This window comes from Psychrobacter sp. TB20-MNA-CIBAN-0197 (genome assembly GCF_040309765.1).
Classification (GTDB): Bacteria; Pseudomonadota; Gammaproteobacteria; order Pseudomonadales; family Moraxellaceae; genus Psychrobacter; species Psychrobacter submarinus.
On the sequence record NZ_JBEOPC010000115.1, the window covers coordinates 1 to 437 of the forward strand.

Below are 437 nucleotides of genomic sequence, written 5' to 3' on the forward strand. Positions count from 1 at the left end.
GCGTTGCTCGACATTGACCTGCAGCGACAACCCTCGAAGGCGCAACTGGGCGAAGCGTTCGAACGGGTTCGGCAATTGGTCGGTGCGCGACGGATCGCTGAGTTGACGGCGTTGCCCAAAGCCAACGAGCCGCGAATCGAAGTGGCCATGGAGCTGCTGAGCACGCTGATCGCCTCGTTCTTCGTGCAGGACGACATTGCTTTTTTGCACCTGGCGAAGATGGTCGAACTGACTTTGCTCCATGGCACCACGCCGAGCAGCGGCTACGGTTTCGCCTGGTACGGCGTGATGATCGCCGACCGTTATGGCGAATATCTGGACGGTGTTGCTTTCGCCGAACTGGCGCTCGATCTGACTGATCTGCACGGCTATGAGGCGGGGCGCACCGGCACGCTGGTGGCGCTGGATCAGGTCAGCGCGTGGACCCGGCCGATGGC

General features: G+C 62.0%; 1 protein-coding gene. It reads left to right on the forward strand.

Translation table 11 applies throughout. The features are described 5' to 3' along the window. Positions 1-437, forward strand: a 437-nt coding sequence (locus AAEY83_RS12910) for a hypothetical protein (protein ID WP_351059310.1), incomplete at both ends; no start/stop codon positions are given.